This window comes from Paractinoplanes tereljensis (assembly GCF_016862435.1).
Taxonomy (GTDB): Bacteria; Actinomycetota; Actinomycetes; order Mycobacteriales; family Micromonosporaceae; genus Actinoplanes; species Actinoplanes tereljensis.
In genome coordinates, this window is record NZ_BOMY01000021.1 from 62,974 (window position 1) to 87,118 (window position 24,145).

20 protein-coding genes are annotated in these 24,145 nt (G+C 70.3%); 8 read left to right on the forward strand and 12 right to left on the reverse strand.

Annotated features, from left to right (window positions below):
* Positions 1-3: 3 nt before the first annotated feature.
* The 6 genes from chvE to Ate02nite_RS14660 all read right to left on the reverse strand — a co-directional run bounded on the left by chvE (position 4) and on the right by Ate02nite_RS14660 (position 7,059).
* Positions 4-1,134, reverse strand: a complete 1,131-nt coding sequence (chvE, locus tag Ate02nite_RS14635) for a multiple monosaccharide ABC transporter substrate-binding protein (RefSeq protein WP_203805609.1) — start codon at positions 1,132-1,134, stop codon at positions 4-6.
* 168 nt (positions 1,135-1,302) lie between these two features.
* A complete protein-coding gene (locus tag Ate02nite_RS14640; RefSeq protein ID WP_203805611.1) occupies positions 1,303-2,322 on the reverse strand; it encodes a transcriptional regulator TrmB in 1,020 nt (339 codons plus the stop codon).
* Between the two features lie 113 nt (positions 2,323-2,435).
* A complete protein-coding gene (locus Ate02nite_RS14645; RefSeq protein ID WP_239147413.1) occupies positions 2,436-3,998 on the reverse strand; it encodes a GGDEF domain-containing protein in 1,563 nt (520 codons plus the stop codon).
* A gap of 47 nt (positions 3,999-4,045) precedes the next feature.
* On the reverse strand, positions 4,046-4,954 hold the full coding sequence (locus tag Ate02nite_RS14650; protein ID WP_203805829.1) for an anti-sigma factor RsbA family regulatory protein: 909 nt from the start codon (positions 4,952-4,954) through the stop codon (positions 4,046-4,048).
* Positions 4,954-5,808 (reverse strand): MEDS domain-containing protein, encoded by an 855-nt coding sequence (locus tag Ate02nite_RS14655; RefSeq protein ID WP_203805613.1) that lies wholly within the window; start codon positions 5,806-5,808, stop codon positions 4,954-4,956. Before Ate02nite_RS14655 ends, Ate02nite_RS14650 begins: the two co-directional genes overlap by 1 nt.
* 87 nt (positions 5,809-5,895) lie before the next feature.
* Entirely contained in the window at positions 5,896-7,059 is a 1,164-nt protein-coding gene (locus Ate02nite_RS14660; RefSeq protein WP_203805615.1) for an LCP family protein, read from the reverse strand.
* A 204-nt stretch (positions 7,060-7,263) separates the two neighbouring features.
* Between Ate02nite_RS14660 and Ate02nite_RS14665 the strand changes: the two genes are divergently transcribed.
* Genes Ate02nite_RS14665 through surE form a run of 6 tightly spaced genes read left to right on the forward strand, consistent with a single transcriptional unit; the run spans position 7,264 to position 14,632 of the window.
* Positions 7,264-8,214: a glycosyltransferase family 2 protein gene (locus tag Ate02nite_RS14665; RefSeq protein ID WP_203805617.1), complete on the forward strand. Its 951-nt coding sequence runs from the start codon at positions 7,264-7,266 to the stop codon at positions 8,212-8,214.
* A complete protein-coding gene (locus tag Ate02nite_RS14670) occupies positions 8,204-9,319 on the forward strand; it encodes a glycosyltransferase (protein WP_203805619.1) in 1,116 nt (371 codons plus the stop codon). The genes Ate02nite_RS14665 and Ate02nite_RS14670 overlap by 11 nt, the downstream gene beginning before the upstream one ends.
* Before the next feature lie 11 nt (positions 9,320-9,330).
* Entirely contained in the window at positions 9,331-10,503 is a 1,173-nt protein-coding gene (locus tag Ate02nite_RS14675; RefSeq protein ID WP_239147415.1) for a glycoside hydrolase family 27 protein, read from the forward strand.
* 36 nt (positions 10,504-10,539) lie between these two features.
* Positions 10,540-12,945 (forward strand): FxSxx-COOH system tetratricopeptide repeat protein, encoded by a 2,406-nt coding sequence (fxsT, locus tag Ate02nite_RS14680; RefSeq protein ID WP_203805621.1) that lies wholly within the window; start codon positions 10,540-10,542, stop codon positions 12,943-12,945.
* 23 nt (positions 12,946-12,968) lie between these two features.
* A complete protein-coding gene (locus Ate02nite_RS14685; protein WP_203805623.1) occupies positions 12,969-13,850 on the forward strand; it encodes a pyridoxal-phosphate dependent enzyme in 882 nt (293 codons plus the stop codon).
* Positions 13,847-14,632, forward strand: a complete 786-nt coding sequence (gene surE / locus Ate02nite_RS14690) for a 5'/3'-nucleotidase SurE (protein WP_203805625.1) — start codon at positions 13,847-13,849, stop codon at positions 14,630-14,632. Before Ate02nite_RS14685 ends, surE begins: the two co-directional genes overlap by 4 nt.
* Positions 14,633-14,683: 51 nt before the next feature.
* On the opposite strand, the gene Ate02nite_RS14695 is transcribed toward surE, so the two are convergent.
* On the reverse strand, positions 14,684-16,366 hold the full coding sequence (locus Ate02nite_RS14695; RefSeq protein WP_203805627.1) for a hypothetical protein: 1,683 nt from the start codon (positions 16,364-16,366) through the stop codon (positions 14,684-14,686).
* Positions 16,363-17,223: a hypothetical protein gene (locus tag Ate02nite_RS14700; RefSeq protein ID WP_203805629.1), complete on the reverse strand. Its 861-nt coding sequence runs from the start codon at positions 17,221-17,223 to the stop codon at positions 16,363-16,365. The genes Ate02nite_RS14695 and Ate02nite_RS14700 overlap by 4 nt, the downstream gene beginning before the upstream one ends.
* 281 nt (positions 17,224-17,504) lie before the next feature.
* Between Ate02nite_RS14700 and rho the strand changes: the two genes are divergently transcribed.
* Positions 17,505-18,662, forward strand: a complete 1,158-nt coding sequence (gene rho / locus Ate02nite_RS14705; protein ID WP_203805631.1) for a transcription termination factor Rho — start codon at positions 17,505-17,507, stop codon at positions 18,660-18,662.
* 4 nt (positions 18,663-18,666) lie between these two features.
* Here rho and Ate02nite_RS14710 read toward each other — a convergent pair whose 3' ends face one another.
* The 3 genes from Ate02nite_RS14710 to Ate02nite_RS14720 all read right to left on the reverse strand — a co-directional run bounded on the left by Ate02nite_RS14710 (position 18,667) and on the right by Ate02nite_RS14720 (position 21,821).
* Positions 18,667-19,296, reverse strand: a complete 630-nt coding sequence (locus tag Ate02nite_RS14710) for a putative glycolipid-binding domain-containing protein (protein ID WP_203805633.1) — start codon at positions 19,294-19,296, stop codon at positions 18,667-18,669.
* A 91-nt stretch (positions 19,297-19,387) separates the two neighbouring features.
* Complete coding sequence (locus tag Ate02nite_RS14715; protein WP_239147416.1) at positions 19,388-19,882, reverse strand: MarR family winged helix-turn-helix transcriptional regulator; 495 nt, start codon at positions 19,880-19,882, stop codon at positions 19,388-19,390.
* A gap of 67 nt (positions 19,883-19,949) precedes the next feature.
* Entirely contained in the window at positions 19,950-21,821 is a 1,872-nt protein-coding gene (locus Ate02nite_RS14720) for a pectate lyase-like domain-containing protein (RefSeq protein WP_203805634.1), read from the reverse strand.
* Between the two features lie 197 nt (positions 21,822-22,018).
* On the opposite strand from Ate02nite_RS14720, the gene Ate02nite_RS14725 reads away from it, so the two are divergent.
* Positions 22,019-22,972 carry a LacI family DNA-binding transcriptional regulator gene (locus tag Ate02nite_RS14725; RefSeq protein WP_203805636.1) on the forward strand — a complete coding sequence of 318 codons (954 nt, stop codon included), beginning with the start codon at positions 22,019-22,021 and terminating at the stop codon, positions 22,970-22,972.
* Positions 22,973-23,505: 533 nt separating this feature from the next.
* Here the strand turns inward: Ate02nite_RS14725 and Ate02nite_RS14730 are convergent.
* Positions 23,506-24,126 carry an MBL fold metallo-hydrolase gene (locus Ate02nite_RS14730; protein WP_203805639.1) on the reverse strand — a complete coding sequence of 207 codons (621 nt, stop codon included), beginning with the start codon at positions 24,124-24,126 and terminating at the stop codon, positions 23,506-23,508.
* Between the last annotated feature and the right edge of the window lie 19 nt (positions 24,127-24,145).

The window sequence follows — 24,145 nt, forward strand, 5'->3', positions numbered from 1 at the left end:
CGCTCAGGAACCCAGCTGAGCCTGGGTGTAGTAACCGCCGTCGACCAGGACCTTCTGGTAGTTCGACTTGTCGACGATCACCGACTGCAGCAGCATCGACGGGACGACCTTCACGCCGTTGTCGTAGTCGGTCGTGTTGTTGGTCTCCGGCTTCTGTCCCTTGAGGACCGCGTCGGCCATGGCCACCGTGGTCTTGGCGAGCTCCCGGGTGTCCTTGTAGATCGTCGAGTACTGCTCACCCGCGATGATCGACTTGACCGAGGCGAGCTCGGCGTCCTGGCCGGTCACGATCGGGTAGGGCTGCGCGGCGGTGCCGTAACCGTTGCTCTTGAGCGCGGACAGGATGCCGATCGACAGACCGTCGTAGGGCGAGAGCACGCCGTCAACCTTGGCGCCCGAGCGGTAGGTCGAGGTCAGGATGTTCTCCATCCGGTCCTGGGCGACCTTCGGCTGCCAGCGCAGGATCGCGACCGTCTTGAAGTCGGTCTGCTTGCTCTTGACGACGATCGTGCCGTCCTCGATGAACGGCTTGAGCACGCTCATCGCACCGTTGAAGAAGAACGTCGCGTTGTTGTCGTCCGGCGAGCCGGCGAACAGCTCGATGTTGAACGGGCCCTTCGCGGTGCCCTTCGAGCCGTCGGCGTTGAGCACCTTCAGGCCGGTCAGCAGCGAGGTGGCCTGCTGCACGCCGACCTTGTTGTTGTCGAAGGTGGCGTAGTAGTCCACGTTCGGGCTGTTGCGGATCAGCCGGTCGTAGGCGATGACCGGGATGTTGGCGGCCTTCGCGTTCTCCAGCTGGGTGGTGATCGCGGTGCCGTCGATCGAGGCGATGATCAGCAGCTTGGCGCCCTTGGTGATCTGGTTGTCCAGCTGCTGGGTCTGCGTCGGGATCTTGTCCTCGGCGTACTGCAGGTCGACCTGGTAGCCCAGGGCCTCGAGCTGCTTCTTCAGGTTGTCACCGTCGGAGATCCAGCGCTCCGAGGACCGCGTCGGCATGGTGACACCGATCAGGCCACCCTTGGCGTCGCCGGCGGCGGGCGCCTTGTCGGCGGTCTTCTCGCTCGAACCACAGGCGGTAAGAGCGGCCGAAAGGACAACGGCGGAGGCGATGGCCCCCATCCGGGAAAGTTTCATTGCGCGTTACTCCTTCATCGGGGGCGGCGGCGTGGCGTCGAGTGTGAACGCTAACAACGGGGGTGTCAACCGTTCCGGCAACGTCCGCGACATGTTGAAGAAACTTGTATCCCAAACGTGTCCGGCCGGGTCAGAGGCCAAATTGTTATCGATAACAGACGGTGTTCGTCAGTCCAACCAGCCGAGACGGGCGACGTGGAAACCGAGCTGCATACGGGTCCGGCCACCGGTCAGTTCCATCAGGTGCCGGACCCGGCGCTGGACCGTGCGTAACGACGTACTCAAATGCGCCGCGACCGCCTCGTCGGTCAGGCCGGTCATCAGCAGACCGACGATCCGGGAGTCCAGGTCGTCGAGCGATCGGGCACCGTCCGGAGTGGCCCGGCGCCACTCCGACTCGAAGAGGGCGAGCAGCGCCTGCAGCAACCCGCTCTCATAAACCAGCAGGGCGCCGGGCGGGCCCGCCGCTTGCAGCGGCATGAAGGCATGCTCACGGTCCACGATCAACAACTTGAGGGGTACGGCGTCCGCGATCCGGATCTCCTCCCCCGCCCGCCGGGCCGCGACGATCCGGGCGTACGCATCCGGCTCCTCGTCGAGCATCGCCCGCTCGAACACCACCCGATAACGCACGCCCCGGGCGACGGCGCTGTCCTCCTCGACGTTCTCGGCCGCGCGGATCACCGCGATCGGCGCCTTCACCAGCGACAGCACCTCGTCGCGGGCACCGAGCTGCAGCCGGCCGAACGCCTCGCGCACCTCGTCGGCACCCCGGATCACGTCGACCACACCGGGTGCCCCGCGGCCCATCGTCCCGGCCCGGTAGACCTCGTCGAGCACGCCCAGCTCGGCCTCGGCCCGTTGCAGCTCCTCGCGGCGCCGGCGCAGCCCGTCGCGCAACGTGGTGGCGGGCGGGGCGGCCACGAACCGCTCCGGGTCGCCCAGGCCGCGCACGGCCAGCCCGGCCGCCTCGAGACCGGACAGCAACATCTTGGCCCGGTCGGCGGGGACCCGCATCAGCGACGCGAACTCGGCCGGCCCGGCCGACGGAACCGTGATGAGGGCACGGTAGGCCGCGGATTCGTCGGCCCCGAGGCCCAGCACGTCAGGCTGCACGCCGCGCAGTTTGGCGTATTTACGCCATGAACGGAAGCCGCCGTGGCCGATCCGTTGCACGAGCACCTGCACTTGCACGAACGTCTATCTCCCCACGCGTATCTCTCACCACGCCCAGAGGAATTCCGATGACGCGATTTCTCGCCGACGACCCAGGCGGCGGCACCCCGATCTGGAACATCCGCTCAGTGGCCGGTCGGCTGCATGTCCTCGTGGTAACGCATCCAGGTGCCCTTGCCGTCGTGCTTCGCGGCGTACATGGCTAGGTCGGCCGCACGCAGCAGGCCGCCGACCTCGTCGCCGGGCCCGCCGCAGGCGAAACCGATGCTGGCGTTCGCCCGCACCGCGGTGTCGCCGTAGCGGATCGGCTCGGCGAGCGACTCCAGAATCCGCTTCGAGGTCAGCACCGCGTCCTCGTCGCCGCAGTCGCGCAACAGGATGGCGAACTCGTCTCCGCCGAGCCGGGCGACCAGGTCGTTGTCCCGCACCGACGCGCGCAGCTTGTCGGCCACCCCGGCCAGCAGCGCGTCGCCGGCGGCGTGGCCGAGCGTGTCGTTGACCGCCTTGAACCCGTCCAGGTCGATCAGCAGCAGCGAGGTGGTACCGGGCGCGCAGGTGTCCAGCGCCTCGGTGACCTCCTCGTGGAAGTGGGTGCGGTTGGCCAGCCCGGTCAGGCCGTCGAACAGGGCCTGGTGGCGCAGCCGGGCCTCGTGCTCGCGCAGCTCGGCCAGGGTGGCGTCGAGCCGGTCGATCAGCTGGCTGTTGTCGTGGAACGCGGCCAGCTGGCGCAGCACCACCAGACCGAAGATCAGGCCGAGGCCGGCCACCGCGCCCAGCACCTTGGCGGTCGTGTCGGACGGGAGGACGGCGAGCACCGCGGTGAAGGCGACCGCGATCGACCCGTACGGAAGAAGGCTGTAACGCCGCCGCCGGCGCGTGCCGAACCCGATCGCCGCGTCGAACCGGACCACGATCTCCTGGATCCGCGGGCCCAGCGCGATAAGCAGCGACGGGGCGAAGCGGACCACGTAGACGTAGGCCGGCATGCCGCCGTCGGCCCCCGGGGCCAGGAAGAAGCCGAGGATGTTCACGCCGGCCGAGACGACCATCGGGATGGCCGCCGCCCGGTGCATCGGCGCGTTACCGCTGAGCACGAGTTTCACCGCGGCGAAGCCGGAGGTGAGGATGATCGCCCCGGTGGCCAGGATGGTGACCAGGTCCTCGGTGCCGGCGTTGCCGACGGCGAAACACCAGGCCACCACCGCCCCGCCGACCAGGACCGTGGTCGAGTCCAGCCAGAACGCCATCTTCTCCCGGCCGGACTGGCCGGGCATCGGGTGCATCAGCATGGCCACGATGACCGCACCCATGCCGACCGCGAAGCAGCCGCCCTGCACCATGCCACCGGCCGTCGACCACTGGCCGTGCTGACCGAAGGCGAGGATCGCCTGGCTGCTGTCGCCGACGGTGAACATCGCGCCGGCGATGGCAAGGATCCGCCAGAACCGGCGCAGGGCGCCGGTCGCCATCCGGAAGACCCGCCAGGACGAGTACGCGAGCAGGGCGTCGAGCGGCACCTGGAAGAGCCAGAACACCCGGACCTGGCCGTTGGAGTGACCGCCGAGACCGAACAGCAGGCCGATACCGGCCACGGTCCACAGCACCGCGGCGATCATCACCGGGTCGCGGCGCAACGACAGCGAGAGCGCACGCCGGATGCGCGAGGCGGTCGAGCGGGCCGGGATCACAAGGTCGGTTTCGACCGGCGGGGGTGCACCCTGAGGATTCGGGCCGGTCAGGTCAGCAGATGGGTGCGGATGCTGGTGCCGGACGGGCCGGTGTGAATGCGGACCAGGTCGCAGATCTGGTTGACCAGCAGTAGCCCGCGGCCACTGGGCAGCATGGGGTGGGGTGGGACCCGCCCGGCCAGCGGGTCGGTGATGTGGCCGGTGTCGTCGACCTGGCAGGCGAACAGGCCGGGCTCGGTCCACACCGCGATCCGGCCGGGTCCAGTGGTGTGCTTGATGGTGTTGGCGGCCAGTTCGTGGGCGGCGAGGATCATCTCCTCCAGGCGGTCCCCGGTAAGCACCAGGCCGGCCTGCCGGCGGACCAGGTCGCGCACCCGGACCAGGTCGGGCACCCGGCGGTAGTCCAGGACGGTGGCGGACGCCGGTGGTGGCGGCAGTGGAATGTTGAAGTCGCCGGCGGTGGTGACCGGGTCGCCGAACGAGGGACTGGGCACGCGGACTCCGTGGTCGATCATGACGGGATGGGTGCGCCACGCGTCGGCGATCGCGGACGAGGTGAGCAGGGACGCGTCGTACGGGCAGAGGAACGTCGCGTCCCGGCCCTCGAACACCGTGTTCACCAGGGCTTCGTGGGCGGCGCAGGCCGGGTATTCGACCGAGCTGCGGCCGGGCCAGACCGGCTCACCGACGAACCACACCCGTTTGCCGGGGTGCTCCGCCGCGTACCGCAGGAGCAGGCCGGGGATGATCCGGCCGGGGTTGCGGCCGGTCACCGTCATGTCGGCGAAGTCGACCCGCCCGCGGTCGCCGGCCAGCGCGTCGCGCAGCAGGTCGAGGTTGTGGCCGGGCAGGGCGACCAGGACCGGGTCGCCGTTCTCGACCGCGGACCGGACGAACGGCACGGTGGCCGACAGAAAGCCGGCAACGTCATGGTAGAGAAGGCCCCGATGGGTCATCACGCTTCCACGGTGAGAGCCTCCACGGCACTCGCGCCGTGAAAGTCGAGGAGCCGGAGCAGGTTGGGTGCGCAGCCGGTGAGCCGGAGCCGGCCGGCTCCGCTCGCGGCCACGTCGACCAGGACCCGGGCGGCGGCGATGTCGGCGAACCGCAGGCCGGAGACGTCGACGGTTACGTCGGGGTGCTCATCGAAGAGGTGCTTGACCACGGCACACAGGGCGTCCCGGTTCGACAGGTCGGCCTCGCCGGAGATGCGCAGCCCCCACGGCTGCCGGACCCGCCGCATCCGCAGCGACGAATCGGGGTCGAACGGCATTTCGGAACCGGCCGCACCCGGGTGCGCCCAGAGCAGCCGGCGCAGGTAGAGCGGGTCGAAGCGGCGCCGGTCGTACGCGCACACGCCGGCCACGAAACCGTCGGCGAAGACCAGATGGTTGATGTTCGCCTCGTAGGACGACAGGTGCTCGGCGCCGGGAACGCGGCGGCTGGCCCAGGTCATGTCGCCGACCACCCGGATGCCCCGGTAGCCGGCCGCCCGGGCGGCGGTGACCGCGGTGTGCCAGATCTCGACGGTCGCGGCCGGGTCGAAGGAACCCCCGGCGAGATAGCTGTCCTCGGCGGTGAGCGCGTCGAGGTCGCCGGCGCCGAGCGCCGAGCGGGTGTCGACGCCGTGCCGTCGGAGACCCTCGAGAACGGTTTCCGGGTCGTCGCCGCAGTAGAGCACACGGTGCCGGTCGCGCAGACCTGCGCGCACGAAGCGGGCGATCGCCTGCATCCGGATCGCGTCGTCGTCGACGGTCCAGCAGACATGATCACCGAGCGTGACCCGGTCGAGGAGCGGTAACCCGCTCACGATGTCGTCCTCTCGCAGGTGGCGGGGGTGTGGGTACAACGTACCCGCCACCCTGCGCAACCGCGCTACCCCGCGAGAGTGACAGTTTTACGTGCTCGACACCCAGGTCGGGTGAGTGGCGGCGAACTCGGCCACGGTGTCGTTCTTGGCCGCCTTGAGCAGGTCGAGGCTGTCGTCGTTGAGCAGCTCCACCTCGCCGACACCGGCGATCGACTTGGGGTTGAACTTGCCCTCGTTGGTCTTGATCGTGATGAGGTCGTTCGGGTTGATGCCCTTCATCGCGAAGACCCAGTCCTCGAGCGAGATGCCGCCGGTGTCGACCGTCATGGTGGAGCCGATCGCCTTGATCAGGCTGGGCAGCTTGGTCGGCGAGGAGAGGCCGTCCTTCACCGCCTGGTTGACGATCGCCTTGAAGAACTGCTGCTGGTGGCGCTGGCGGCCGTAGTCGAAGTCGTTGTTGGCGAGCAGGTCGCGCTGGCGCACGAAGTCGAGGGCCTCGCCCGGGGTGAAGCAGTGGTCGCCCTTGGCGTAGAACTTCGGCGTCACCCCCTTGATCTTCGACTTCAGGGTGCCGTCCTTGTTGATCACGTACGGCGCGGCGGCCTTGCCGGTCTTGTCGTTGGTGCCGACGTGGATCGAGGTGGTGTCCTCGTCGACGTACATACACACCTTGCCGAGCACGTTGACGACATTCTTGAAGCCCTCGAAGTCGATGATCGCGCCGGCGTCCGGGGTGATCCCGGTGAGCTCCTTGATCGTCAGCGAGAGCAGCTCGAAACCGTGCGACAGCGCGTCCGGCCCGGTCAGGCCGCGGCTGCCGAAGAAGAAGGCCGCGTTGATCTTGTTCTTGCCGCCGGCGAACGACTGCTTGCCGTTGTCGTAGGCCGGGATCGGCACATAGCTGTCCCGGGGCAACGAGATCATGTAGCCGGAGTCGTGATCGGCCGGAATGTGCAGCAGAATGATCGAGTCGGACCGGGTGCCGGCGGTGGGCAACGCGTCCTTACGGGCGTCGATGCCGACCAGGAGGATGTTCTTGGCCCCGGTGACCGACGCGTGCTTCACCGCGTCGCTGTTGGCGGCCGCACCGATCAGGCTCTGCTGACTGACCGAGCGGGTGGTGGCCGCGACAGTCGCCTGGATCGCCACCACCGACCCTCCGCCGACCACGGTCAGCAGGGCACCGAAAGTGAGACACAGGCGCGCCCAGCGCGGACTGCGCTGGCGACGGGGTTTCCTTCTCAAGATCATCTCCTTGTGGCGACTCCCCCTATAAGACGGATGCCGCGGTCATAAAGATTGCTCTTGGCCGGTGAGAATTCGGTGAGAAGTTTCTGGCAGGGACCTGTGATTCCCGCCCTTCCCTTCGATGCCTCCTTCCATTAACCGGACGGCTTCCCGGCGCCCATAGCCTCCGACCCGCCAGCTCCTCCCCTCTCGCCAGGCAGGTCGCCCATGTCTACTGACCCGGATGTCAGCGTCGTCATCCCGACGCTCAACCGGCCGGAACTGGCCGCCCGAGCGGTCCGCAGCGTGCTCGCCCAGACGCATGCGAACCTGGAGGTCGTGGTGGTCGCCGACGGCCCCGATCCGATTACCCGCCAGACCCTGGAGGCGATCGGCGACGAGCGGGTCCGGGTGATCGAGCTGCCCGAGCGGGGCAAGGCGCCGAACGCCCGCAACCAGGGCGCGCTCGCCGCCCGCGGCCACTGGACCGCGCTGCTCGACGACGACGACGAATGGCTGCCCGGCAAGCTCGAGGCCCAGCTGAAGCTCGCGGCCACCGCCACCCGGGAATCCCCGGTGGTCGCCACCCGCATGATCAGCCGCACCCCGCGGGCCGACACGATCATGCCGCGCCGGCTGCCCGCCCCCGGCGAGCCGCTGAGTGAGTACTTCACCGTCCGCCGCGGCCTGTTCTACGGCGACGGCTTCATCCAGACCTCGACGATCATGGCGCCGACCGAGCTGCTGCGCCGGGTGCCGTTCACCGTCGGCCTGCGCCGCCAGCAGGAACTCGACTGGGCGTTGCGGGCCGTCCAGGAGCCCGACGTCGAGCTGCTCTACGCCGATGACGCGCTCGTGCTCTGGCACCAGGACGAGGACCGCGACCGGATCAGCCTGGAGAACCCGTGGCAGGAACAGCTCGAATGGCTGCGCGCCAACCGGTCGCTGTTCACCCCGCGGGCGTACGCTGCGTTCACCATGAGCGTGCTCAGCTCGATGGCCGCACCGACCCGCAGCGGCCGCGTCTTCCGGGAGTTGCTGTCCGAGGCCCGCACCCACGGCCGGCCCGGCGCCATCGACTACGTGACGTTCCTGCAGATCTGGACCCTGCCGCCGAACGTCCGGCACCGCCTGCGCGACGCGGTGGTGGGCCGCCGGTCGGCTGCCGATGTCCGCTGATCGACGGGTCGGCATCTGGCGCAGCGCGATGCTCGGTGGCTCCGAGACGTTCGTGCGCAACCAGGGCGACGCCCTCACCCGGTGGAAACCGGTCTATCTCGGTGCCACCAAGGTCGAGTCGGCCGTCGCCCGGGATACCGATCTCATCGCGTACCCCTCGCGGGCTGATCGCAACGCCTTCCTCCGCCTGCGCCTGACCGGGCGGTCGCCGCGGCTGCGGCGAATGATCGCCGGTCTTGATCTGATCCATGCCCACTTCGGCGGGGACGGCTGGCTGATCAGCGGAGAGGCGGCCGGGCTGGGGATTCCGCTGATCGTGACCGTGCACGGCCACGACGTGACCCGGCAGCCGGCCAGCGGCGGCGCGCACGGCCTGCGCTACCGCCGCAACCTGCACACCGTCTTCGCCCGGGCGGCCGCGATCATCGCGGTCTCGGACGTCATCAAGAGCAAGGCGATCGGCTGGGGCGCCGACCCGGCCAAGGTCCGCGTGCACTACACCGGCGTGCCCATCCCGCCGCTCTCCGCCCTTCCGAAACGCTGGGACGTGGCCTTCGTCGGCCGCTTCGTGGAGAAGAAAGGGACCGACGACCTGGTCGCCGCCCTCGCTTCGCTCGGCTCCGACAAACCCCGGGCGGTCTTTGTCGGCGACGGCCCACTGCTTCCAGCAATTCGCGCGTACGCCGAAAAGCTGCACGTCAACGCCGACTTCCTCGGTTCCCGGCCGCCGTCGGAGGTCAATCAGGTGCTGTTGCAGTCCCGCATGCTGGCCGCGCCGTCCCGCACCGCCGCCGACGGCGACACCGAGGGCCTGCCCACCACGATCATGGAAGCGGCCGCGCTCGGCCTGCCGGTGGTCGCCACCCGGCACAGCGGCATCCCCGAGGCGGTCACCGACGGCGAGACCGGCCTGCTCAGCGCCGAGGGTGACCGCCCGGCGCTGGCCGCCAACCTGGCCCGGCTGCTGGCCGACGAGCCGCTGTGCGAGTGGCTCGGCCGGCAGGCCCGCGCGTCGATGGCGGCGAAGTTCGACCTGGTCCGCCAGACCGGGCGGCTGGAGGACATATACGACGAGGTGACAGGCCCGGCACAGGGTCGGCGGTAACACTGGGACTCGTGCGTTTCGTCGGAGCCCTCCTCGTACTCCTGCTGACCTTTGTTCTTCCTGGTTCGCAGGTGGCTTCCGGCTCGCTGGCCCGCGGTTACAACGGCCTGGCGGCCACGCCGCCGATGGGCTGGAACGACTACAACGCGTACGGCCTGGACGTGACCGACACCCTGATCCGCGAGACCGCCGACGCGATGGTCGCCTCCGGGCTGCGCGACGCCGGCTACGTCTACGTGAACATCGACGACGGCTGGCAGGCCACCACCCGGGACAGCGACGGCAGCCTGCGGGCTGATTCCACCCGGTTCCCGGCGGGGATCGCCACGGTCGCCGAATACGTGCACGCCCGCGGCCTGAAGCTGGGCATCTACTCCGACGCCGGCCTGAAGACCTGCGGCGGCCTGCCCGGCAGCCTCGGCCACGAGACCGCCGACGCCGCACTGTTCGCGGCCTGGGGCATCGACTACGTCAAGTACGACAACTGCTATGCCGGCCCCGGGTGCGATCAGATCAGCTGCCCCGACGGCACGGCCGCGCCGGCCCAGGACCGCTACGCCCGGATGCGCGACGCGCTGCTGGCCACCGGCCGCCCGATCGTCTTCAGCATGTCCAGTTGGGGCACCGAGGACGTGTCCCGCTGGGCGGCCGGTTACGGCAACCTCTGGCGCACCACCGGCGACATCCAGGCCACCTTCGCCAGCATGCTGTCCATCTACCGGCAGACCGTAGGGCTGGCCGAATACACCGGACCGTACGGCTGGAACGACCCCGACATGCTCCAGATCGGCAACGGCATGACCGCCACCGAGGACCGCACCGAGCTGACCTTGTGGACGATGCTGGCCGCGCCGCTGATCATCGGCACCAACTTGGTCGACGCCACGCCGGCGACCATCGCGCTGCTCACCAACCGCGCGGTCATCGCGGTCGACCAGGACCCGCTCGGCCGGGCCGCCACCCTCGTCTCGTCCACCGGTGGCCTCGACGTGCTGACCCGGCCGCTCGCGAACGGCGACCTGGCGGTGGCCCTGTTCAACTCGACCGACCAGGCCGCGACGATCAGCACCACCGTCGCCGCCGGCACCCTGACCGACCTGTGGACCGGAACCACCACGACCACCACCGGCGCGATCCAGGCGACCGTGCCGGCCCACGGGTCGGTGCTCTACCGGGTCGGATGATGACTGCGCTTGCCGCCGTGTGATGCAGTGGCGAACGTGGCGGGGCATGTGTTCATCAGCTACAGCCGACGGGACACCGGCTATGTGGACCAACTCGCCGAGCGGCTGGAACGTGACGGCATCCCGCTGTGGCTCGACCGGCAGCGGCTCGAGGCCGGCGACCAGTGGGAACGACAGATCCGCGACCGGGTCGACGACTGCGCGGTGCTGATCGTGGTGATGTCCCCGGCCGCCGAGGCGTCGCCGCACGTGGGCAACGAGTTGCAGCGCGCCCGCGACCGGGGCAAACCGGTGCTGCCGATCCTGCTGTCCGGGGAGAACTGGTTCGAGCTCGGCCGGGTCAACTACTTCGACGCCAGGCCTTCTCAGCTGCCCGATCAACGGTTCCTCGACCGGCTGCGCCGGCTTATCTCCGGTTCCGGTGAGGACAGCGGTGGTTCCGCCGCGCGCTCGCTGGTGGCCGGGGATCTGCCCGGGCGGGCGGTGGCGTGGCAGGACCGGCCCGGGTTGCTCGACGCGGTTGTGCAATCCGCCGCCGACGGCGGCACCGCGGTGGTGGCGGCGCTGGCCGGGCAGCGCGGGGTGGGAAAGACCCAGCTGGCGGCGGCGTACGCCCGGCTGCGAGTCCAGCACGGCTGGCCGGTCGTGGTCTGGGCCAACGCCGAGAGCGAGCCGGGCATCGTGACCGCCTTGGACGAACTGGCCACGCTGGCCGGCCTGCGAAAGCCGGGCGAGGATCCGCGGGACGCGGCCCGGACGGCGCTGCGGTGGCTGCGCGCCCAGCCCGGCCCGTGCCTGCTGGTGTTCGACAACGCGCTGGACGCCGACCTGATCCGGGAATGGACACCGGCCATCGGGTCGGTGCACACCGTGGTGACCAGCACGCTGCGGGCACTGGACGAACTCGGCGAACTGATCGACGTCTCGCTGTTCACCCAGGACGAGGCGGTCGACTATCTGCGGCGCCGGACCCACCTGGCCGACTCGGACGGCGCGCTGGAGGTGTCCGAGCGCTTGGGGTGGTTGCCGCTGGCGCTGGCCCAGGCCGGCGCGCTCATCGGGCCGAGCCGGCGCTATCCCGGCTACGACCGGTATCTACAGGCGATGGCCAGCCGTTCGATCGCGGAGTTGTTGCCTCGCCCGGCGGGAAATCCGTATCCCTACGGGCTGGCCGAGGCGGTCCTGCTCTCCTTGGAAGACCTAGGCCGGGACGAGGAGGGTGTGCGTGCCCGACAGTTGCTGGACCGGCTGGCCGTGCTCGCCCCGATCGGAGCCGATCCGCTGCTGCTCGCCTGCCTCGTCGAAAGCGACCGGGAAGATGCGGAAATGCTCGCTGCGCTGTTGACCGGCCGATCGTTGACCGTCGGCGCCGATGCCGACCGGGTGGTGATCCACCGGCTGGTCCAGCAGGTCGTGCGGGAACACTGCCAGACCAACGGCACACTCGGCACCGTCGTCACGGCGACCGCAGCCGCCCTTCGTGCCAGCGCTGACCAGATCGGCGGGGACTGGCAGCAGCGGACTCTACTCGCCGAGTACGCCGAGCACGCCGAATCTCTGCTCGGCCACGCCACCACCGCCGCGGCCACCGAGGCCGTCGCCAGCGTGCTCCATCGGCTTATCTACTACACCAACGAGGCTCACAGCCACAGCACGAGCATCGCTCACGGAACTACCTTGATCAGTGCCCGTGAGCGGGCGCTGGGAGCGGACCACCCGGACACGTTGAACTCCCGCAGCAACGTCGCTTTCGCCTACTGGCTGGCGGGTCGGTTCGATGAGGCCATCATGTTGCACACCGCAGTCCTTGCCGACCGGAAACGAGTGCAGGAACCTAACCACCCGGACACCCTGGTCTCCCGGCATGGCCTCGCCGCCGCCTATCAATCGGCAGGCCAACTGGAGGAGGCCATCGCACTTTTCACCGCTATTCTCGCCGACCAGGAGCGGATAGCGGGACACGACCACCCGGACACCCTGAAACTGCGGAACAACCTCGCCAACGCATATGCGTCGGCGGGCCGGCTGGACGAGGCCATCAGCATGCACACCGCCACCCTTGCCGACCGGGAAAGAGTGCTGGGAACGGACCACCCGGACACCCTGATATCAAGGAGCTGCCTCGCCTACGATTACCGGGCGGCGGGCCGGCTGGATGAGGCCATGACCCTGCTCACCGCCACCCTCGCCGACCAGAAACGGATATTGGGACACGACCACCCGGACACCCTGGTCTCCCGGAACAATCTCGCTTTCGCCTATCGCGCAGTGGGTCGGCTGGATGAGGCCATCACTCTGTACGCTGCCAACCTCGCCGACCGAATGCGGGTACTAGGAGAAGACCACCCGCACACGCAGAACTCACGGAACGGCCTCATTTACGCTTACCAGGCGGCGGGCCGGCTGGAGGAAGCGGCAGCCGTCAGGCAACCACCCGAGTGACGGCTCCCTGGATTGGCGGGCGCATGACTACCCCCCTCGACCTCGGCACCTTTCCCACCCCATTGGAGAGTGCGCCACGCCTGGCCGCGGCGCTCGGCCTCGATCAGCTGTGGATCAAGCGGGACGACCTCATCGGGCTCGGCGGTGGTGGCAACAAGGCCCGCAAGCTGCGCTTCATCGGCGCCGAAGCACTGGCGGCCGGCGCCACCACCCTGATCACCGTCGGCGCGCCACAGTCCAATCACGCCCGGGCCACCGCCGCCGCAGCCGCCCGCCTCGGCCTGGCCTGCGTGCTGGTGCTGTCCGGCCATGCCCGGACGCGGCCCACCGGCAACCTGCTGCTGGACACCCTGGCCGGAGCCGAGATCATCTGGTCCGGCGACCGCCCGGCCGCCGACGTAGCCGCCGAGGAAGCGGCCATCCGCCGCAACTCCTTCTTGATCCCGCTCGGCGGCTCCTCCCCCACCGGCGTGCGCGCCTACGCCGAATGCGCCGCCGAGCTGACCCAGCAGGCCGAGTTCGACCGGGTGGTCGTCGCGCTCGGCTCCGGCGCCACCATGGCCGGCCTGGTCGCCGGGCTGGGAGCGGAAAGGGTGCTGGGCGTCGATACGGGAGCCGTACCCGACCCGGACGCGACCGTCCGCGCCCTGCTGCCGAGCGACCCGGGCAAACTGCTCATCGACCAGGATCAGGTCGGCCCCGGCTACGCCACGGTGACCGATCCGGTCCGGGCCGCGCTGAGCCTGGCCGCCCGCACCGAGGGCCTCTTCCTCGACCCGATCTACACCGGCCGTGCGATGGCCGCCCTAGCGGCCACCGCCACCCCCGGCAGCCGCGTGGTCTTCCTGCACAGCGGCGGCCTGCCCGGCCTGTTCGGCGTCGACCAGCCGGTACTCAGCGCATGACCCGGATCCTGATCACCAACGACGACGGGGTGGACGCGCCCGGCATCCGCGCCCTGGCCGAGGCGGTGCGCGCCCGCGGCTTCGACCCGGTGGTCGCCGCCCCCGCCGAGGAGCAGAGCGGCATGAGCGCCGCCCTGACGGCGGTCACCGAGGGCGGTCGCGTCACGCTCAAGACCAGACCGCACGGGTACGGCGTGACCGCCACCCCCGCGTACATCGTGGTGCTGGCCTTTCTCGGGGTTTTCGGTCCGCCCCCGGACATCGTGCTGTCCGGCATCAACCGGGGCGCGAACACCGGCCGCGGCGTGCTGCATTCGGGCACGGTCGGCGCCGCCCTGACCGCCGCCAACCACGGCGCCCGGGCCTTGGCGGTGTCCCTGGACATCATCGCCCCCGCCGACGTCCACAGCGGCGGCGCCGCGTTCAGCATCACCGCCGACGAGAGTCTGCACTGGACAACCGCCGCGGAGCAGGCCGCCGACCTGCTGGACTGGCTGACGGAGTCACCCCCGGCCACGGTCGCCAACCTCAACGTCCCCGACCGCCCGGCCTCCGCACTGGCCGGCCTACGCCCGGCCACCCTGGCCACTTTCGGTCAGGTGAACATGGCGGTGGCGGAGCGAGGCGACGACTTCGCCCGCCTGACCCTGGAGCGAGGCGCCCCACCCGAGGAGGGCAGCGACGTGGCGCTGCTGACCCAGGGCTACGCCACCCTGACCGCGCTGAGCCCGATCTCCGAGGCCACCACCATCCCCATCCCCACCCAGCGCACGCCCCGCTGATCACCCAGAACCAAGCCGGACCACCTTCCGGCCCGGCGCACGCCGCGCTGATCAGCCGCGGCTGCGGCGGACCACCTCGCGGACCGCGCGGCGGCCCGCCTTCAGGCCGCCGACCAGGGTGTTCGCGGCCTTGCCGGGGACCGTCGCGGAGAGCACCGCGTTGAGCTGGCGCAGCCGCTTCAGGTCGTGGTCGCGGTTGGCGATCTGGCGTTCGTAGAACTCGTGCTTGGCGCGGGCGTCGGCCAGTTCGCGCTCCAGCCGGTCGCGCGCGATGGTGAGTTCGCGGATCGAGGCCGGCTCGGCGCGCGCGGCCGCCGGGACGTCGCGCGGATCCAACTCGCGACCGGTCATGCCGGCCAGCAAAGCGGTCAGTTCGGCCTCGTCGGCCGGCGAAGGCCACAGGTGGGTGTCGCCGCCGGCGATCAGCGTCGCCGCGAGCCGGCGCAGCGCCTCGACCGGTTTCCCGCCCGCCCTGAGCGCATGCGGAACGCCGTCCGCGCCAACCACGACCTGCCCGGCCGGAACCCCGGCGGCCGAACTCCGCTGCCAGGCCCTCAACAGCTCCCGCACCACCGGCACGGCCCGCCGCTGAGCAGCACCGACCAGCAGGTCTTCAAGGGTGTGCCCAAGCGGGACCGGCACTCCCCCGCCGCGCACCCACCGCCCGCCGGCTTCGCGGCGCACCTCCTCGGCTCGCGCGCCCGCGATGCCCACGCCGGCAGAGCCGGCGGAAGCGCGGTCGGCCGCCGCAAGCAGACCGGCGGCGACACCCGTCCTGGTGGAGCTCGCAGAAGCGGGCTCGGCAGCTACCACCGGACCGGCCACGAGGCCCACGCCGGCAGAGCCGGCGGAAGCAGGGCGGTCGGCCGCAGGCGGAACCGCGGCAACGGTTGCGCTGGTGGAGCCGCCGCTTGGTGCAGCTGTGGCCGGCGAAGCATTGGCGGCGATCAGGGCCACCGGGGCGGCTGGGCCGGGGCCTGCGACGAAGAGCCAGGCGGGGGCCAAGGCGTCGGCCAGGTTGTGGCGCAGGGCGCCCCTGATCAGGCGGGCCGGGTCGGCCAGCTGGGCGGGGGCCGGGGCGGCGGTCAGGGTGGCTTCCAGGAAGCCGCGCAGGGCCGGGTCGGCCAGGACCTCGCCGCCCAGGAGGGCGCCCGGGTAGGCCGCGTAGTCGCGGAGCACGGGTACGTCGGCGGCGGACAGGCGGGCCCGGATGGCGTCGGGACCGGTGGGGCGGGTGGGGTCGTCGGGCGGGGCCCACTCGGTGTCGGCCGGGGTAGGCGGCAGCGCCAGCAGGCGGTGCAGGCCGAAGAGGTTCGCCACCTGCAGGAGCAACCTGCCCTGCGGGCGCAGGACGGACAGCAGCTGGGCCAGCGTCTCGTCCCAGGTCAGGTCGGCTGCCTCGGTGGTCAGCAGGCGGTCCAGGCCGTCCAGGGCTACCACCGTGTCGTACGTGCCGGAGAGCTTTTCCAGGCTGCCGCAGCGGACCGTCACGCCGGGGCGGGCCGCATAGCGGGCCGTCAGCAGTTCGGCGTCGGGGACGCCGCGGACCAGCAGGGTGATCTGTTCGGTGCGGAGGGCGTCGATCAGGTCGGCGGCGTGCGGGCCGGCCACCAGGGTGTGGCCGGTGGCGGTGGCCAGCAGCGGGCCGAACTCCGGGCCGGCGGCGGGAGCGGGGCCGTGCGTGCCGTCCAGGTCGGACCAGGCGATCATCTCGCCGCCGATCAACTCCGTCATCGGGTCAGCACTCCGGTCAGCTCGGCGTCGGGGACGCTGGCGGGCATCGGCCAGCCGAGCAGGCGGCGCAGCTCGGCGGGGGAAAGCAGGCGGTCGGCGCCCAGCTCGTCGACGGCCAGGCGGTGGGCGGTCGCCGGGTCCACCCGCGGGCCGTGCAGGGCGGCCCACTCGCGCAGGATGCGGGGCTGGCCGCCGAACGCGTTCTTCTCGTTCTCCAGGTGCATCGGGTCGCCGTAGACGGCCGGTTCGCAGCCGGCCAGGGCGCCGTAGAAGACCGCGCTGCACAGCCGGTTGGAGGCGACTCGCTTGTGCCGGCGAAGTTCGGCCAGCTGGCGGTGCAGGAAGCCGGGGTCGAGATCCTTCCACCAGCCGCCGCGGTAGCCGTGGCAGATCACCCGGAAGCCGGCGCTCTCGTAGCGCTGCCGCAGCTTGGCCGAGCGGTACTCCTGCCAGTACAGGCAGACCGTGACCGGGCCGTCCTCGGTGCGCCGGATCTCGGCCATCAGGCCGTCGTGGTCGCCGACCACGTGCTGACCCTCCCAGCCGTGGAAGGGGTACCAGATGGTGCCCTCGCGCTGGTCGTTATCGGTCAGCGGGTTCATGGCCAGCAGGTAGGCGAACGGTGAGCCGACCACGTAGCCCTGACGGCGGCCGAGCGACCAGGCGCGCCGGCGGGTGCGTTCGGACCACAGGAAGCTGGGCACGCCGGGCGTGTACTCATGGTCGGGGGCCAGGCCGTCGCCGATGTTCCAGCCGTGCTGGAGGTAACCGTGCAGCCGCGGCGGGTCGGTGTCGTCCAGACCGCAGTACCGGGCCAGGACGTGCGAGTGCCCGTAGTAGTGGTTCGCGTGATGCACGCTTCATCCCACACCGTCCAGGCGAACGGCCGGGAAACGGATCGTGTCCGGGGCGTCAAGGAACAAGCGGCGGCATGCCGGTGTTGCGCCGAGAGCCGGAGGTGCTACCTTTGGCGCAGAAGGATCCCGGATGCAGGCGGTCAGCCCACGAGATCCTCCCTCTCCCGGCCGAGAGTTGAAGACCCGGCCGAGCTTGACACCAAAGCCGCTAGACGCGTCGATGACGCGTACCCGGGCGGCTTTCCCGAGCCGGAAACCCGGCCTTCCGAGGAGTTACCTCAATGACAGATCTTGCTACCCGTACACCACGATCCCGCACGCCCAAACCCACCGAAACCACCGCCGATGTCGCGGTTGACGCGCTCCTCGACATCGTCGACGACCGCGCCTGGTTACGCGCCGAGGGCTATCTGCCCGGCGCGAACGACATCCAGGTCACCATGCAGCAGGTGCGTCAGCTCGGCCTGCGCCGCGGCGACCGGATCACCGGCTTCGCCAAGGTCAGCGGCGCCCGCCGGCCGGCCACGCTGTCGGTCGAGGCGGTCAACGGCCGCAAGCCTGGCCGCCGGCCCGACTTCTACGAGCTGACCGCGCTGTACCCACAGGAGCGGCTGCGGCTGGAGACCGACCCGAAGATCCTGACCACCCGGGTCATCGACCTGGTCATGCCGATCGGCAAGGGCCAGCGCGCGCTCATCGTGGCGCCGCCCAAGGCCGGCAAGACCATCATCATGCAGCAGATCGCCAACGCGATCACGGTCAACAACCCCGAGTGCCACCTGATGGTCGTCCTGGTCGACGAGCGACCGGAAGAGGTGACCGACATGCAGCGCACGGTCCGCGGTGAGGTCATCGCCGCGACGTTCGACCGGCCGCCGCAGGAGCACACCGCCGTCGCCGAGCTCGCCATCGAGCGGGCCAAGCGCCTCGTCGAGTACGGCGAGGACGTCGTGGTGCTGCTCGACTCGATCACCCGGCTGGGCCGGGCCTACAACCTGACCGCGCGGGGCGGCGGCCGTACGCTTTCCGGCGGTCTCGACTCGACGGCGCTCTACCCGCCCAAGCGGTTCCTCGGCGCCGCCCGCAACATCGAGGGTGGCGGCTCGCTCACCATCATCGCCACCGCCCTGGTCGAGAACGGCTCGGCGATGGACACGGTGATCTTCGAGGAGTTCAAGAGCACCGGCAACGCCGAGCTGAAGCTGGACCGCTCGCTGGCCGAGTCGCGCACCTTCCCGGCGATCGACGTGGCCGCCAGCGGTACCCGGCACGACGAGACCGTGGTCGGCAAGGCCGAGCTGGCCGTGCTCGCCCAACTGCGCCGCGCGCTGACCGGCCAGGACCCCCGCAACGCCTTGAATCAGCTGCTCGACCAGCTGCGCACGACCAACTCGAACAACGAGTTCCTCCGCCGGGTGGCCACGTCCCTGACGAACTGACCTACTACGGCGTGATGCGCAGCCGGCCCGCCTGGTAGGTGACGATTCCCTCGGCGTCCAGGTCGTACGTGCAGGCCGGACCCTCCCCGGTCACTCGCAGCCGGTTGTCGCTGACCTGCTGGAACGTCGCCCGTCCGGGCACCACGGTCAGCCACGGCATCCGGATCCGGACCACCGGCGTGGTCGTCGCGGCCGCCCCCGGGGTGAGCTTCAGCGAGCGCATCGCCCAGGTCAGGAAGATCGGCGAGTCGGTGACCAGCAGCAGCCCGGCGTCGTCGATGCGGGCCGGGTCGTCGATGCCGGCCGGCGGTGCCTCGGGCTTGCCGGACTGTTCGCCGCCGCACGTCCACGGGCCGTCCGGAGTGCGGGCCAACGCGAGATTACGCCGCCAGCCACTGCCCTCGCAGGTCATGGTCAGTGCCCTTACCCGCCACGAGCCGTCGAGATCGGCGTGCCAGCGGGTGGTGTACGGATCGCGGCCGCCCACCACGGCCGAACCGGTCACGACGCCGGGCGCGGCGTCGTCGCGCAGCACCAGCTCGGTGCCGATCGTGCCGGTGCGCTGCCAGACCAGAGGTCCGTGCGCGCGGGCGGACGCCACCCGGCGCTGGGTGGACGCTGCTCCCAGGGTCATCTCTGCTCGGCCGCCTCTCGGTGATGGGGAATTCCCACACCATTGCACCATGCAAGGATTACCGCCACCCATCCAGCGGCTGACGTGATGTCTAATCCTGGAGTTCGGCGGCCTGCCGGGTCCAGCCCATCCACCACTCCTGCTCGGGCATCTCCCCCGCGGCGACGGCGAAGGCGGTGAGCGCGTCGGTCACCGCCGGCTGCCAGACCGGGGCGGTCTCGGCGACGATCCGTTCCAGCTCAGTGCGACGGCGGGCCATCACCTTCTCGACGATGTCGCGGCCGGCCGCGCTCAGCCGCAGCTGCACCACCCGGCGATCGTCGGTGGAACGCACCCGCCGGACCAGGCCCTTGCCGACCAGGCGGTCGGTCATCCGGGTGCCGGTGGACGGGTTGACGTTCAATTCCTCGGCGATGTCAGCGCCGCGCATCGAGCCCCGGGTGGCCAGCACGACCAGGGCTCGGAACTGCGGGATCGTCACGTCCGCCTCGACGTCGGCGAGGGCCCGGACGGTCAGCCCGACGAGGGCTCGGCTGGCACGCATCAGCGCCAGTACGGCCGGCTCGTGATCGGACGATGGTTGCACTACAACATCATTGCAGGGCCGGGGTGTACGCCACCCCGGCCCTGCTTCGATCACGGTGCCGGTTCTATTACGGTGCCGGGTAGTCGGTGACGAACACCGGGACACCGATACCAGTGGTGTCGGCCGGGCCGCCCACGCCGTTGACGACGTGGTCGATGGTTCCGGCCGCCAGGTTGACGGTCATGATGTGGTGCAGTTTCACGCCGGGACGGTTCGGAACCTCGAAGCCGTTCTCGGTGTGGATGGACGGGTTGTTCTGGTTGAACACGTACACGCCGGCGCCGTAGAGGTTGTGGGTCTTGACCTTGTCCCCCACCTTGTAACCGGCGTAGCCCTCGACGCTGCCGTTCATCCAGTCGGCCTGGGTGGGCGGGTCGTAGGGCAGTTCGTTCTGGTAGAGCACGGTGGTGCCGCCGTTGCCGTTCCAGACGGTGTTGTACTTCTGGAAGTGCTCGACGAACAGGCCGGTCGCGGTCACGTTGTCGCCGTTGATCACGGCGCCGTAGCGGCCGGTGTTGGTCTTCCACCGTTCGGTGTCACCGCTGAAGCCCTCGACGCCGTGGTCGGCCCGCCACACCCAGGTGTGGTCGATGAGCACGTTGTCGCTGTTGACCTCGAGCGCGGTGTCGGTCTTGCCGATGTGCGGGCCGCCGACCCGGAAGTACACGTCGGACAGCGTGGTCGGGTTGTTCGCCGAGCTGGCACCGAGGCCCAGCTTGGTGCCGACCTGCAGCAGCGTCTTCGACTCCTTGGTGCCGGCGTCGATGGTCAGGCCGGCCACGATGGCGCCGGGCACGTCGAGCACCCGCAGCGGGGTGGCGCCGTTCACGGCGGTCAGCGTCGCGTGGCCCTGACCGAGCACGACCTGGTTCGGCCAGAGCACGGTCAGGCTCTGGTCGATGTGGTAGACACCGGGGCTGAACAACAGGTTCTTGCCCAGCAGCAGGTTGGCCTGGATCAGCCACTCCGGGTCGGACGGCTTCGCGATGAAGAAGTTGCTCAGCGGGATGGTGCGGCCGGGAGTGAGGCCGCTCCCCCAGGTGATGCCACTGCTGTTCTTCTGCGCCGACGGCACGCGCACGTTCCACTTGCCGGCCGCGTCGATGAACAGGTACGGCTTCTCCCGGCTGACCGGGGTCTTGGCGAGGGTGGTGTACGGCGTCGACGGGAACAGGTCCTCGCTCGGCGCGCCCTCCACCCCGGAGAACACCTGGTTCCAGACCGCGTTGCTCCAGCTGTCCAGCTTGCTGTTGCGGGTCAGCCACTGCTGCTGCGACCCGTTGACCACCGACCCGAACTGCGAGTCGGCGATGAAGCCGCCGCTGGCGTAGTAGGGGCCGGCCCCGCAGTAGTCCATCAGCGAGAACGCGCCGGACACGTTGACCCGGCGCAGCGAGACCGCCTGCGACACCGCCCAGAAGTTGGTGGCGCCCCGGCAGCCGTCGGTCTCCCCGTAGCCGTTGACCTTCAGCGACAGGTTGGACAGCGTCCGCCAGAAGTTGACAAGCGCCAGGCAGTTGCTGGTGCCGCCGTCGGCCGTACAGCGGTTGAAGACCTCGATCTTGCCGTTGATCACGACGTCGTTCGGGGACGCACCGAGACCGGCGACCTCGGTGTAATAGCCGACCTTGAATTTGAGCGGCTTGGTGTCCGTACCATATGTGCCGGGTTTGAAGTAGAACGCGTATCGATCAGTGCCCATCTCGTTGTTGACCTGCTTGGCGTAGGTCGCGTCGAGCACCGCCTGGATCTGCTCCACCGGCTGGCTCGGGTCGAAGATGGTCACGTTGCTACCGAAAGCCGGCGTCGGAACCGCCTTGGTGGTGGGGTTGGCGTGCGCGGCGGTGCCGGTCAGCGAGCCGACGGTCACCACCGCGAGCCCGATGGCGAAGATCCGCCCGAACTGCCGGCGAACCGCTCGCCCGGCGCGAGTCGTCATGCTGGAGGGGTCCTTCCCGTAAAGGGTTTGCAACAGACTTGATCTCAGCTGGCAACAGATGCTCGTTGATGTCAACCTCACCGAGAGGCGCATAGGCGGCGGCTCCGGACATCTCGGCCCGGTTCCGCAACAGGAACTGCCCGAACGGGCGCCGGTACCGGTACCGGCGCCCCCGGCCTGCGGTGTCTACTGAACCGATGACCGGACTCGTGGATGTCGCCCGCCGGGCGGGTGTTTCGCCGGCCACCGCGTCCCGGGTGCTGTCCGGCGCCGGGCCGGCCTCGGCCGCCAGCCGGGAACGTGTTCTGGCCGCCGCGGGCGAACTCGGTTACGCGGCCCATCCGGTCGCGCGCATGCTGGCTAAGGGTGACGGCACCCGGATCGTGCTCGCGGTGCGTGACGACCGGGCCGACGCGCTGCGTGATCCGTTCGTCAGCCGGGCCACGGCCGCGGTGGCCGAGGTCGCCGACGCGGCCGGGCTGGGCGTGGCACTGCGGCAGCTCCCGCTCGACTGCGCCGCCGGCCTCGAGACCATCGCGGCCGACCGGTCGGTGGCGGCGCTCGTGCTGACCGGCCACGACACCGCGACGCTGGGCGCGCTGCCGCGCCGGTTGTCCGGTCGCACGGCGGCGATCGGGGTCGGCGCTCCCGGCGTCCCGAACGCCGACGTCGACAGCCGGGCCGGATTCGGCGCACTGCTTCGCCACCTGCACGAACAGGGCCGCCGGCGGGTGGTCCTGGTGGGCGGTCCGCGATGGCTGGGCGCGGCGAGAGCCCCACTTGCGGCGTACGCCGATTTCGCACTCGCCATCGGCGTGCCCCCGCGCAGCGTGACCGGGGCGGTCACCGTGGAACGCGGCCGGGCCGCCACCTACCGCATCCTGTCCCGCTGGCCGGACACCGACGCGATCGTCGCGGTCAGCGACGCCGTCGCCCTGGGCGTGCTGGACGCCCTGCACGAGCTGGGCCGACGGGTCCCGGACGACGTGGCGGTGACCGGTTTCGACGATGCCCCGGTGGCCGGCCCGGCGCTGACCACGGCCACCCATCCGGTCGAGCGGATCGCCACCGCGGCCGCCACCGCGGCCCTGACCGGGGTGCGGGAGACCCGGTTGTTCCCGAGCCACCCGGTCCTGCGTCAAACCACCTGAGTCACCGTGCAGACCGTGACCGCCGCGCGGCCTGGACACCCTTTCAGAATCAAGGTCCCAAGAAACGAAACCCTTGTCCGGTACGGACGACGCCGTAGACAACCGCAATTACCCCCGGCCGCCGCCACCGCGCGACCGGCGTGCAACACCGGCACGTGCCGCGACGCTCGCGCAACGAACACCCACCCCCAGGAGCTTTGCTTTGCGCACCAATACGCCCTGCTCTGCTCACCTCCGGTAAGCGCGCCATTCCGGCGCGATCTTGCGGAGTTCCTGTTCGCTGCGAGCAGTAGGTCTTCAAGGTCTGCGGGTCTTGGGTCGGGACCGCCCGTGGCGGGCGCGCGGAGGGCGAGCTGCACCCACCGGGACCGAGTGCCACGGGAGCGGACCGGCCCGTACCGAAAGGTCTGCTCTTTCCGGCGAAAGCGGCCAGCGTTCCGGAAGCCGGCCCGTCGCGGAGAGGTTTCTTTGGGGATCGGCGCGCCGATCGGTATGGCGGGTGTGGAACGCCGGACCTCGAGCGCGAAAGATGTCTATAGGGCGGTCGGCTCCCCCGCCGTCAGGCGATGGGTCGGGATTTCGCTGAACGCGCCGAGCATGCCTGCGTACTTCGCCGGGTCGGCGGTTTCGCCCTCGTGCATCGGCACCGCGACCCGGGGGCGGGCCGCCCGGACGTAGTCGACCGCCTCGGCGATCTTGAGCCATGGGCCGTCGATGGCGACCGCGAGCACGTCCACCTCGCCGGGCGGCAGCGCGAACGAGTCGCCCGGGTGGAAGAAGGCGCCGTCGTCGACGAGATAGGCGTTGTTGGTGCAGCCGGGGATCGGGCCGTAGACGGCCGCGTGCAGGCCGCCGTGCACGTCGACCGTGGTGCGGCCGAAGGTCAGCCGCTCCCCCGGCCGGGCCACCTCGGCCGTGGGCAGGCCGTCGAGTGAGCCCGCCGAGTCGGGATCGACGATCAGGCGGGCGCCGGGGTTGGCGGTCAGCAGGGCGGCGACCCGGGCGGCGTCCACGTGGTCGCGGTGCTGGTGGGTGACCAGCACCGCGTCGAGTTCGGTGAGCGCGGCGAAGTCCGACATCGTGCCCGGGTCGATCAGCAGCCGGACATCGGTTTCGACCAGCAGGCACGCGTGCCCGAGATGGGTCAACTGCACGGCCCTCACCGACTCTCAC

Bases quoted from the DNA above. Each gene is read 5' to 3' on its own strand.
- chvE (WP_203805609.1), bottom strand. From the start codon at position 1,134: ATGAAACTTTCCCGGATGGGGGCCATCGCCTCCGCCGTTGTCCTTTCG.
- Ate02nite_RS14650 (WP_203805829.1), bottom strand. From the start codon at position 4,954: ATGACCCATCGGGGCCTTCTCTACCATGACGTTGCCGGCTTTCTGTCG.
- Ate02nite_RS14660 (WP_203805615.1), bottom strand. From the start codon at position 7,059: ATGATCTTGAGAAGGAAACCCCGTCGCCAGCGCAGTCCGCGCTGGGCG.
- Ate02nite_RS14665 (WP_203805617.1), top strand. From the start codon at position 7,264: ATGTCTACTGACCCGGATGTCAGCGTCGTCATCCCGACGCTCAACCGG.
- Ate02nite_RS14670 (WP_203805619.1), top strand. From the start codon at position 8,204: ATGTCCGCTGATCGACGGGTCGGCATCTGGCGCAGCGCGATGCTCGGT.
- Ate02nite_RS14685 (WP_203805623.1), top strand. From the start codon at position 12,969: ATGACTACCCCCCTCGACCTCGGCACCTTTCCCACCCCATTGGAGAGT.
- surE (WP_203805625.1), top strand. From the start codon at position 13,847: ATGACCCGGATCCTGATCACCAACGACGACGGGGTGGACGCGCCCGGC.
- Ate02nite_RS14695 (WP_203805627.1), bottom strand. From the start codon at position 16,366: ATGACGGAGTTGATCGGCGGCGAGATGATCGCCTGGTCCGACCTGGAC.
- rho (WP_203805631.1), top strand. From the start codon at position 17,505: ATGACAGATCTTGCTACCCGTACACCACGATCCCGCACGCCCAAACCC.
- Ate02nite_RS14710 (WP_203805633.1), bottom strand. From the start codon at position 19,296: ATGACCCTGGGAGCAGCGTCCACCCAGCGCCGGGTGGCGTCCGCCCGC.
- Ate02nite_RS14720 (WP_203805634.1), bottom strand. From the start codon at position 21,821: ATGACGACTCGCGCCGGGCGAGCGGTTCGCCGGCAGTTCGGGCGGATC.
- Ate02nite_RS14725 (WP_203805636.1), top strand. From the start codon at position 22,019: ATGACCGGACTCGTGGATGTCGCCCGCCGGGCGGGTGTTTCGCCGGCC.